Genomic DNA, 11,729 nt, shown 5'->3' on the forward strand with positions numbered 1-11,729 from the left:
ATCGCCCACGGTGTCACCCACGACGGTTGCTTCGTGAAGAGGCGTGCCCTTTTCCTTGAGGTCGACCTCAACGATCTTTTTCGCGTTGTCCCACGCGCCGCCGGCGTTGGCCATGAAGATGGCCTGGAACAATCCGAAGAAAGCGATGGCGATCAGATAACCGATGAAGAAATAGGAGTCGAAGAAGGAGAGCGCGAGTGCCATAAAGAAGACCACGATGAAGATGTTCCACATGCCCTTCTGCGCATATACCGTACAGATTCTGACCACTTCTTTACTGTCATCGATCGATGCCTTCTCGGCGTCGAGGTTGATATTCTTCTTGATGAAAACCACTGCCCGATAAGCGCCCGTGGTCACGGCCTGGGTCGCGGCCCCGGTGAACCAGTAGATTACCGCGCCGCCCATGAGAAGCCCAAGGATGATTTTGGGATTGACGAGACTTAAATGGGCAATGACATTGCCGTAGAGGTTTTCAAGGAGGATGATGATGCCGAAGACCATGGTGGTGGCGCCCACAACGGCGGTACCGATGAGCACCGGCTTGGCCGTGGCTTTAAACGTGTTTCCTGCGCCGTCTGCCTCTTCGAGATAGTCTTTGCCGTTCTCAAAGTCAGGGTCGAAACCGAAATCTTTCTTAATCTCTGCTTTTACGTTGGGAACACTTTCAATCCGGGAAAGCTCGTACACGGACTGTGCGTTATCGGAAACCGGGCCGAAGCTGTCCACGCAGATCGTTACAGGGCCCATGCCGAGGAAACCGAACGCCACAAGACCGAACGCGAAAACCGGTGCGGCGAAAGAGAATTTGGCAGGCATGATGGCGAGAATTGAGGGGTGCTGAGATACGAGATAGGCCACGAACATGAGAACGAGGATCGTGAGTCCTTCCCAGAAGGCTGAGAAGTTACCGGCGACAAACCCGGAGAGGATGTCAAGCGATGCGCCGCCGTGCCGGGCCGCGCCCACCACTTCCTGAACATGGCGCGATTTTGTGCTCGTAAATACCTTGGTAAACTCGGGGATCAGAGCGCCCGCTATGGTGCCGCAACTGATGATGATCGAGAGCGTCCACCAGAGGTCAGCCAGAGGGCCAGGCATGCCGGAAAGGAGCGTGTAGCTTGCCCAGAAGGTGACGATAATCGAGATGATCGAAGTGATCCACACGAGGTTTGTGAGCGGTTGCTCGAAGTTGAATTTCTTCTTGGCGCCATAGAGCGAACTCGTAATGCCGCTGTTTATGAAGTAGGAAACGAGAGACGTGAGGATCATGAGAATACGCATTGCGAATATCCAGATGATGAGTGTCCCTGACATAGCTGAATTTGCAGCAAGAGCAAGCGCCAGAAAGGCGATGAGTGCCACGCCGGTCACACCGTAGGTCTCGAAACCATCGGCAGTCGGGCCCACGCTGTCACCAGCGTTGTCACCGGTACAGTCGGCAATAACACCGGGGTTCTTGGGATCGTCTTCAGGAAGGTGAAATACGATCTTCATAAGGTCGGAGCCGATGTCCGCGATCTTGGTGAAGATACCACCGCAGATTCTGAGTGCGCTTGCGCCAAGTGACTCACCGATAGCAAAACCGATAAAGCAGGGTCCAGGCTCCTTGAGGAAAACCAGGATACAGATCATGAAGAAAAGTTCCACTGAGACGAGAAGCAGACCCACGCTCATACCTGATTTCGTGGGAATCTTCACCACATCCACAGGCTTGCCCGTGAGCGATGCGAACGCAGTCCTGGAGTTTGCCTTGGTGTTGATACGCATGCCGAACCAGGCCACGCCGTAAGAACCGAGAATGCCGAGGATCGAGCTCAACAGAATCACGACCATGGAGCCCACGGCCTTGCCCTGCAGGCCCATGAAGTAATAGGTCATACAGATGCCAATAAGGATCCATAAGATGATCAGGAACTTTCCCTGCTGGGCGAGGTATGATTTACAGGTTTCCCAGATGATATTTGAAACATCAAGCATGGACTTGTGGACCGGGAGGTTCCCCGTCTGCTTGTACTGGACCATCGCAAATAGTAGACCGATGAAACAGACAACGATTCCGAAATACATGATGTGAAGACCGCTTAAGCCGCCGAAGGCGCTGAACTGCACCGTACTCAGGTTGGGAAGTACGATGTCCGCTTCACTCGCTAAGGCCGGGGAAGCGAAAAGCGCCGCAGCGAAGAGAAGAAGTGCCGCGCTGAACCCTTTCTTGAAAGTCATCTATAACCTCCTTTAAGAATTTTATTGGATAAACTGATGCCGTCTATGAATCATGGACCTTGATTTCCTATATTATTAAACATTTTCTTTTTTCATTGTCAATGAAACTTATGAAATAATTCACAATATAACACAAGCTCGGTCCGATGTACGCTTGATGCATGACATTCCTGAAAAGTCTTTCGCGCCTCACATTGGGGAGGATCCTCAAATGATATACATGAAATTACAAAGGGTTCTGCCGCGAAGAGGCGAAATGGGACTCCTATGGCATAAGGCGGTGTCTAAAGGCCGATCCCGTCGATAGTCGCGCCGCAATACACGCATGAGCTGCCCTTGATGTTATACTCAAGAATGCCGTATCCGTATCGCTTGATCACTGCCTTCTTGCAATTGTAGCAGTATGTGTGCTCGCCGTCTGAACCGGGGATATTGCCCTCGTAAACGTATCTCAAACCCGCCTCGAGCCCTAACTCCCGGGCGCGCTTTAATGTCTCGGGACTGGTTCGTTTAGCATCAAGGAGCTTGTATGTCGGATAGAAGGCACTTACGTGCCACGGGACCTGGGGCCCCAACTCATCCATGATGAATCTCGCTATGGCGCGAAGCGCCTCTTCCTTGTCGTTGTAACCCGGTATAATAAGGGTAGTCAGCTCTATCCAGATGTCGAGCTTCCTATAAGTCCTTATCGTATCCAGGACCTTGGACAATTCCGCCTTGCAGATTTTCTTGTAGAATGATTCGTCAAAGCCCTTGAGATCAATGTTGGCCGCATCGAGGTACGGTTTGATAGCCCGAAGGGGTTCGTCTTCAATGTAGCCGTTCGTGACGAAATTGTTGTAAATACCCTTTTCTCTCGCGAGCTGCGCGATGTCAAAGGCGTATTCGTAGAAGATCGTGGGTTCGGTATAGGTGTAAGAGATGCTCTTGCATCCCGCATGGCTCGCAGAGACGACGACCTCATCGGCGGTCATCTTTTCGCCGGAAACAACGCACGCTTGGGGAGGTATCTGCGATATATCATGGTTCTGGCAGTGGAGGCAGTGGAAATTGCACCCGGCTGTTGCGATTGAAAAGGCCCGGGAGCCCGGAAAGAAATGGAAAAGGGGCTTCTTTTCAATGGGGTCTACATGGGTCGCGCAGGGCATCTCATAGACGAGCGTATAAAGCGTGCCGTCCCGGTTTTCTCTGACGCCGCAGAGCCCGCGTTTGCCCGGGGCGATGATGCAATGCTGCCTGCAAAGGAAGCAATAGACCTTCCCATCTTCCCGCTTCTCATAGAAAGATGCCTGCTTCATCCTTTATGAAATATAATACCTACCACGTCGTCCATGTTCTTGACCGGCAGGAATGTTATTTTTTTCTTCACGTATGCCGGTATATCCGCGAGTTCATGCAGATTTTCTTCCGGAATGATGACTCTCTCTATGCGGTTTCGTAGCGCGGCCAGGGTCTTTTCTTTGAGACCCCCTATGGCGAGGACCCTTCCGGTCAGGGTAATCTCTCCGGTCATAGCGACCTTTCGGTTCACCGGCTTACCGGTAATGGCGCTTATCATGGCAGTTGCCATGGTAATCCCCGCGGAAGGTCCGTCCTTTGGAATCGCCCCCTGCGGCACATGGACGTGCATCTCCAGGTCATTAAAAATGTCTTTGTCGATGCTCAACTCGTTGGCCTTGGACTTGATGTAGGTGAGGGCCGCCTGGACCGATTCCTTCATCACATCGCCCATGCTGCCTGTGAGCAGAAGGTCTTTTTTGCCCTTCCTGCACGATGCTTCCACATAGAGTATATCGCCGCCGAACTCCGTCCAGGCAAGGCCGCTCGCCACGCCCACGAAATCTTCTTCGATCCGGCTTTCGGGGAGGTATTTAACCGGCCCGAGATATGTATGAAGATTCTTCGCGGTGATCAAGGTCTTTTTTCGATCGCCCTCGGCCACCTTTCGCGCAACCTTGCGTGCGATGGCCGCGATTTCTCGTTCCAGGTTCCTGAGCCCGGCCTCCCGGGTGTATTCCTGAATGATCCTCTCCATGGCGTGGTCGGCAATCTCAAGCCTTTTCTCGGTCAAACCATTTTCCTTTAACTGTTTGGAAACGAGGTACTGCTTGGCGATTTTAAGCTTTTCTCTCTCCGTGTAACCCGGTATGCTGATAACTTCCATCCTGTCGCGGAGCGCCGACGGGATCGTATCCACCCTGTTCGCCGTCGTGATAAACATGACCTTGGACAGATCGAATGGAACGTTAAGGTAGTGGTCGCTGAACGCATTATTTTGTTCGGGGTCGAGCACCTCCAGAAGCGCGCTTGCCGGGTCACCCCTGAAATCGCTTCCGATCTTGTCTATTTCATCCATCATGAACACCGGGTTATTCGTTCCGGCCTGTTTGATGCTCTGGATAATTCTGCCAGGCATGGAGCCCACGTAGGTACGTCTGTGGCCTCGGATCTCCGCTTCGTCCTTCATGCCTCCCAACGATATGCGCGAAAACTTCCTGCCTATGGCCCGTGCGATCGATTTTCCGAGTGAGGTTTTACCTACACCGGGCGGGCCCACAAAACAAAGGATGGGGCCTTTCATCTCCTTCTTGAGCTTGAGCACGCTTAAGAATTCAAGGATTCGCTCTTTCACCTTGTCGAGATCGTAGTGATCATGGTCAAGGATCGTTCTCGCCTGCTTGATATCAATGTTATCTTTGGTGGAGTTACTCCAGGGGAGCTCCACGAGCCATTCGATGTAAGTCCTCACCATGGTCGATTCTATGGCGTCGGGATGCATCATGTCGAGGCGTTCGAGCTGTTTGTTCGCCTCTTTCTCCACGTCTTTGGGCATCTTTGCCTTTTTGATGCGCTTGCGCAGGTCTTCTACGTCCTCAGATCTTTCGTCGCTCTCACCCAACTCGGTGCGGATCGCCTTCATCTGTTCCCGCAAAAAATACTCTCTTTGCGATTTCGTCATCTCTTCTTTTGCCTGGGAGAGGATTTTAGCTTGAACGTTGAGCATCTCTATTTCTTTGCCTAATATTTCGGAAAGCCTTCTCAAGCGTTCCACCGGGTTTATGATCTCGAGGATCTCCTGGGCCTTATCCACGTTAAGCCCGAGGTTCGCCGCAGCAATATCAGCCAGTCGGCCCGGCTCATCGATGGTATCGAGAACCATGAGTATGTCGGGAGGTACCATACGGCCCATGGAGACGACCTTCTCCATCTCTTCCTTGACATAGCGCATGAGCGCCTCTATCTCGAGGGTAATTTCGGTGATGATCGGTTCTTCGATGCTCGAAATGCGCGCGAGATACGTGGGCACTTCCTGCACATACTCGTCGATGCGTGCTTTTTTTAAGCCCTGGATCAGGACTTTCACCCTGCCGTCGGGAAGCCGAAGCATCCTCATAATCTGAGAGACGACCCCGATGGAATAAACCCGGTCCGGCAGAGGGTCTTCATCGGTCAAGTCCTTTTGCGCAGCAACAAAGATCAATCTGTCCTTTGACAAGGACTTTTCTACGGCATTGATAGACATGTCCCTCCCCACAAAGAGTGGGAGAACCACCGAGGGATACATGACCATATCTCTCACCGGAAGCACGGGCAGGATCTCCGGTATATCCAATTGTTCAAATTCCGTCATATTATTTTGAAGCCTCCGTTCTTGCTATCAAAGATTCTACGATTTAAAGAAGATGGTGAAAGCACGGTATGATTCGAAGATATCGAGCTTGCTCGACAATTCATAGGGTGAGTGCATGGTCAAAAGCGGCACACCGCAATCAAGTATATCCATGCCGTACGCGGCAAGGTATTTCGCCACCGTTCCACCTCCCCCTTCGTCGATTTTTCCGAGTTCTCCCGTCTGCCAGATAATATTCTCCCTGGTAAAGAGCCTCGTGATCTCTCCAACAAATTCGGCGCTGGCGTCGCTCGCCCCCACCTTGCCCATATGCCCGGTGAATTTTGAAATGCAAACGCCCCGGCCGAGATAGGCGGCATTCTGACGCTCGTGGACATCCTGAAAGGTCGGATTGAGAGCGCCATTCACGTCCGCAGAAAGCGCCTTCGAATAGAAAAGCATCTTTCTTGATTCCGCATCGCTCATCGCTAAACCCTGGCCCGCCATGACTTCATCGAGAAACAGCTGCAGGAAGGCCGATCTAACGCTTGTGGCCCCCTCCGAGCCGATTTCTTCCTTGTCCGTAAAAATAGCAAGACACGGGCGCTCGAGATCTTCAGTCTCGCAGATCGCCTGAAGAAGCGTAAAGGCTGAAGCCCGGTCATCTTGTCCATAAGCACCCACCATGCTCCTGTCGATGCCCACATCTTTGGCCTTGAATGCGGGAACTACCTCCAACTCGGCGCTGATAAAGTCATTTTCCGCAATATCGTATTTGTCGGCCATGAGCTTCAAGACGTATTCTTTCACGGCATCTTTTTCCTTGCCCACAAGCGGAAGGCTTCCAAAAACTACGGTGAGCTTCTCGCCATCGATCGCGTCGGAAAGCTTCTTTTCGTCCTGAGTCTTGCGGGAAAGGTGGGGCAGCAGGTCGTCGATCATGAAGACAGGGTCTTCGTCCTCCTCCCCGACGACAATCTGCACCGAAGTGCCATCTCCCTTTACCACCACGCCATGAAGGGCAAGCGGCATGGCGAGCCACTGATATTTCTTGATGCCGCCGTAATAGTGTGTGCGCAAGAGCGCCAGATCGACGTCTTCGTACAGGGGGTTCTGTTTGAGGTCGAGCCTCGGTGCATCGATGTGAGCAACGATAATGTTAAGTCCCGCCGACGGGCCCCGGCTTCCGGCCACATAAGCGATCACTTCCTTACCGCGGTTTACCGCATATACCTTTTTCTTCGTGCAATCGGTCTGAAAATTGTTGATCTTCAGATACCGCTCGATATATTCGGCAGCCTCTCTCTCAGTCTTGGCACGATCGAGAAATTCCTTGTACTCTTCAGCGAACTGAAAGATTTCTTTAATTTCCTCTTTTGACTTGGATTTCCACCCTGATTGTCTTTGCATGAGATAGTATAGATTACCAGAATCAACCCCCTTTAGTCAACCCGAGGGCATAAACCTCCGGTACCCACCGGTTAAGCCGCAATGATTCAGTTGGGCCCTTGCGAAATCTCCCGAATAATACCCATTTTCACATACAGGGTCTCACTGCCTGCCGAATCACAGGGAGTTTCTTCATGAAGAGGAGAGAACCGACGATAGAGAGTGAGCCGCCAATGATAAGGGTATCGGGAGCACCGATCCTGCTTGCAAGGCTACCTGCCATGATGCTTCCGAAGGGGACCGTACCGGCCATGGCCATGGTGTAAAAGCTCATGATACGCCCCCGTTTATCTTCCTCAACGATAGTCTGCAAGATCGTGTTGCTCGAAGCCATCTGGACGATCATACCTAAACCGGTGAAAAAGAGGATGAAGACAGAGAGCACAAAATGGCGGGAAAAGGAGAAGATGACAAGCCCCGCGCCAAACATGCTCGAAGCGATGACAATAAGCCTTCCTAAACCAAGGATGGATTTGCGGGAGGCAAGATAGAGCGCCCCCGCGAGCGCGCCCACGCCGAGCGCGCCCATGAGAAAACCCAGGGTGTGAGGTCCTCCGTGGAGTATGTCCCGCGCGAAAATGGGCATGAGGACCACATACGGCATACCAACGAGGCTCGTGAGGGCCAACAGAAGAAGGACATATCGAATCGGCGGAAAGCCTAAAACATATCGATACCCCTCTTTTAATCCATGAAAAAGGGAGGCAGACCTGTTCTCGTTCTTTGGTTTAGGTATCCTCATGGCAAGCAGTGTAGCAATAATGGCGAGAAAACTTATGGCGTTTAGCAGAAAGCAGGGACCCTCGCCAATGGCGGCCACGACCAGACCGGCGATTGACGGGCCTACGAGCCGTGCGCTATTGAACATAAAAGAGTTGAGCGCAATAGCATTCCCAAGGTCTTGCTTGTTTTCTACCATCTCTATGACAAAGGACTGGCGGGCCGGCATGTCCACGGCATTGATGGAGCCGAGAAAGATACTTAACAGCACAAGGTGCCAGACCTGAATCTGTCCGCTTATGGTAAGAAACGCCAGAATAGACGCCTGGAGAGTGGCCAACGTCTGCGTTATGATGAGGAGATTCCGACGGTGGATACGGTCAATTAAGACCCCCGCAAAGGAGGTGAGGAAAAAAATCGGGGCCTGGCCGGTAAAGCCTATGAGACCCAGGTAAAAGGCGGAATTGGTCAGGCGGTAAACAAGCCAGCTCATAGCTATCTGCTGCATCCATGTCCCGATCAGGGAAACACCCTGGCCCCCAAAGAAAAGCCGGTAATTCCTGTAACGAAAAGCCCTTCCGATAAAATCAAAGGTCGATTGTTTGGCCGCTGGCGGTGATTCTCTATCCATATTCTCTCAAGTCCCTTGCCTGCTGAATTGTAAGATTATTTGAATGTGGCCGCAACTACAGGGAGGGCGAGCATCCAAACCTTATGCACGCCTGATCCCGCCAGTGCGTCACGCACAAAAGATCCCCTCTGCTACGAAATGCGCGCGCCTCCACCCGGTCAGGCGAAGCGGGCAACATCTGCCTCACCCTTTCTCCGAATCATTGAGAAAGCGGTGTTTCTTCCAGTATTCGTATTCATAGGGCCACTCTTGTTTACGCCAGATCATGAGGGATCGCATGCGTTCCTGAAATTTAACCGAGGTACTTTCGTACTCGCCTTTTGTTTCTTTGTTCTTCCAGGCCGCCACCAGCTTCTCACCCAATGCGTACGCCCCTTTTCTCAGATCGTGAGGGAAATCCTGCCCTTGCAACCGGCCCATGGTGGCGCATACCGAACCCACGGGAATAGCCCCCGTAGTCACCAAGAAATGATTCAGATAGTCGGCAATCGGTTGCTCATCTCCTCCCCCGGAAGTGACCACAGAAGCCCCATACTTGCCCTCGAAGCTTTGGCAGTGAACCACGCCACAGCAGCGATCTATAAAGGCTTTCAGCTGGGCGCTCACGTGGAATATGTAATTGGGGCTTGCCAGGATAAGACCTTCTGCCTTAATGATCTTTGCCTTGACCGCGTTAAATTCATCCTTTTGCGGGCACACCCCTACCCGGTGGCACGTATCACAGCCGAGACACGGCTTTATTTCTCCTCCCCGAATAGCGATGGTCTCGGTCTCAGCTCCTTTGCTTTCTGCCCCCTCAAGCACCACTTTGAGTAATGCGGCCGTGTTTCCTTTGATCCCCTTTGGACTACCGATAAGAGCGACGATTTTCATAAGCAGGTCCTTCCGACGGTTTCATGTTTTGTATAGACAGATACTCCTCGCTTCCGCCCACACAATAGTATACGTCTGAAGCGTCCTTTTCACAACTCGTTGAACAAAATCAAAATGCCCTTGAGATCGTAGCTGCCCTCGGTTTTCTCCGCCTCGACCTATCATTTCCAAACCGCATGCCATCCAGAGGGGCCGCATGATGGGTTCACGTGCGAAAAGGCCAAAAAAAATCCTACGTACATATAGAGAAATGGACCGGACCTGCGTATAATTAATTAGATATAAGGATCACGTTCACAGGAGGTGACGATATGTTGAAACCGACCAAGATTCTCGTACCCACCGACTTCTCCGCCTATTCAGACAAAGCATTGGAGCAAGCGCTCGATATAGCCAGGCAGTATAACGCACAGGTCTTTCTTCTCCACGTTATTGAACACGACATGGATTTTCTTTTAGGGCTCTATCCGACGTATTCCGAAGAGTTGGTGCGGATGATAAAGAACCATCCGTGGAATGAGGCGGAAGAAAACATCAAGAAACAGCTTGCCAAGTTTTCGCAAGTAAGAGAGGTAAAGATAACCACCAAAGTTTGCCAGGGGGTTGCTTATCAGGAAATACTGGAGGAGGCAAAAGACAAGGGCATCGATCTCATCGTGATAGCCTCTCTCGGAAGATCGGGTATCGCAAAGTACCTGATCGGCGGTGTGGCCCGCAATGTGCTTAAGGGCTCCACGTGCCCCGTCTTACTTACAAAATAGGTCGAGGTAAGCCCGCGCCTTGCCCCATGCGGCGGCGCGGAAAACACCTGTGATGCGAAGAGCCAATGGGGATATAGCCTCGTCAGAATAGCCACACCATATTGGACTCTACTCGTATTTACCGAGGAGCTTCTTTCCGATGAGCACCTTCTCCACTTCCTTGGTGCCCTCAAAGATCTCGAGCACCTTCGCATCCCGCCAGTAGTGCTCTACCCCGTACTCCTTCAGTATGCCGTATCCTCCGTGGAGTTGGATCGCCTCATCGGCAACCTTGACCGCGATCTCACAGGTATACCACTTGGCCATGGCGATAAGCGCGGGGTCAATTTCTCCCCTGTCCACGCCAAGCGCCGCCCTGTAGAGAAGGCTTCTCCCGGCTTCAAGGAGCGTCGCCATCTCGGCAATCTTGGCCTGAACGAGTTGGAGTCCCGCAAGGCGACCGCCAAAAGCCTTTCTTTTCTTTACGTGGGCCATGGCCTTTTCGAGAGCTCCCTCAGCCGTTCCTACTGCAAGGGCCCCTCCGCCATCAAGACGAGCCCGGTTAAAGAAGTCCATGAGCTGAGAAAACCCCTTGCCTTCTTTGCCTACGAGGTTTTCTCGCGGCACCCGCACCTCCTTGAGCGCTACCTCGCCCGTGTTGGAACATCGGATGGAGAGTTTTCCATGCAATTTGTTCGCCTCATAACCCGGTCTGTTGGTTTCCACGATGATCGTGCTCAACCGGTCATGTTTCTTCGGATTCTTCGGGTCTGTAACAGCAAGAACCACCAGAAAATCAGCCAGGTTTGCGTTAGTGATGAACATCTTGTTTCCTGATATCACGTATTCATCGCCATCTTTTACGGCAGTCGTGGTGATCGATGCCACATCGCTTCCGGCATCCGGCTCGGTCGACGCCATACCCGCTCTCCACTTTCCTTGACAGACCGGGGGAAGATATTTCTTCTTCTGCTCCTCGGTGCCAAATAATCTGATCAGCTGGGTTCCGAAATAGCAGGCGACCATACACTGGGCAATCGCGGTATCAACGCGCGCAAACTCCTCAATAATGAGGCATTGCTCGAAGTGACCGAGCCCCGCACCTCCGTAAGCCTCATCGATAAACACACCGATAAATCCGAGCTCTGCTGCCTTCTTCCACAGCGCGTCATCAAATTCCTCTTTATCATCCAGTTCTCTTCCTTTCTCTTCGAACTCTTTTTCAGCAAATTCCCTTGCGGCGCGTTTAATATCTCTCTGTTCAGGGGTAAGCTCAAACATCTCCACACTCCTTTCTCAATAATTCGGCCATTTCAATCCCTGAGATGGTCAAAACCATCTCAAAGTCCGCGCGATAGAACCGGTCTCTCCTGATCGGGAATCTAGTAACTAACCGTTTAGTATATCAATCGTACATATCATATAAACAGAAAGATAGAATGTCAATAAATATCTTTCACAGAAGGCATGGACAGGGTATAAT

Annotated in this window: 8 protein-coding genes; 1 reads left to right on the forward strand and 7 read right to left on the reverse strand. The window is 51.8% G+C overall.

From position 1 onward, the window contains the following. The 6 genes from VMT62_08245 to VMT62_08270 form a co-directional block, all read right to left on the reverse strand. Positions 1–2,223, reverse strand: a 2,223-nt coding sequence (locus VMT62_08245; protein HVN96404.1) for a sodium-translocating pyrophosphatase, incomplete at its 3' end; no start/stop codon positions are given. A gap of 284 nt (positions 2,224–2,507) precedes the next feature. Further along, positions 2,508–3,521 (reverse strand): AmmeMemoRadiSam system radical SAM enzyme, encoded by a 1,014-nt coding sequence (gene amrS, locus VMT62_08250; protein ID HVN96405.1) that lies wholly within the window; start codon positions 3,519–3,521, stop codon positions 2,508–2,510. Then, positions 3,518–5,854, reverse strand: coding sequence for an endopeptidase La (gene lon / locus VMT62_08255; protein ID HVN96406.1), 2,337 nt, complete (start codon positions 5,852–5,854; stop codon positions 3,518–3,520). The genes amrS and lon overlap by 4 nt, the downstream gene beginning before the upstream one ends. A 36-nt stretch (positions 5,855–5,890) precedes the next feature. Further along, the gene (locus VMT62_08260) at positions 5,891–7,243 is read right to left on the reverse strand and encodes an aminopeptidase (protein ID HVN96407.1); all 1,353 of its coding nucleotides are present in this window, start codon (positions 7,241–7,243) and stop codon (positions 5,891–5,893) included. A gap of 127 nt (positions 7,244–7,370) precedes the next feature. Beyond that, the gene (locus tag VMT62_08265; GenBank protein ID HVN96408.1) at positions 7,371–8,633 is read right to left on the reverse strand and encodes an MFS transporter; all 1,263 of its coding nucleotides are present in this window, start codon (positions 8,631–8,633) and stop codon (positions 7,371–7,373) included. A gap of 183 nt (positions 8,634–8,816) precedes the next feature. Beyond that, entirely contained in the window at positions 8,817–9,506 is a 690-nt protein-coding gene (locus VMT62_08270) for a flavodoxin family protein (protein HVN96409.1), read from the reverse strand. 311 nt (positions 9,507–9,817) lie between these two features. On the opposite strand from VMT62_08270, the gene VMT62_08275 reads away from it, so the two are divergent. Continuing rightward, positions 9,818–10,267, forward strand: a complete 450-nt coding sequence (locus tag VMT62_08275; GenBank protein HVN96410.1) for a universal stress protein — start codon at positions 9,818–9,820, stop codon at positions 10,265–10,267. A gap of 108 nt (positions 10,268–10,375) precedes the next feature. Here VMT62_08275 and VMT62_08280 read toward each other — a convergent pair whose 3' ends face one another. After that, positions 10,376–11,527, reverse strand: a complete 1,152-nt coding sequence (locus tag VMT62_08280; protein HVN96411.1) for an acyl-CoA dehydrogenase family protein — start codon at positions 11,525–11,527, stop codon at positions 10,376–10,378. Positions 11,528–11,729: the final 202 nt, after the last annotated feature.

This window comes from Syntrophorhabdaceae bacterium, assembly GCA_035541755.1.
Taxonomy (GTDB): domain Bacteria; phylum Desulfobacterota; class Syntrophorhabdia; order Syntrophorhabdales; family Syntrophorhabdaceae; genus PNOF01.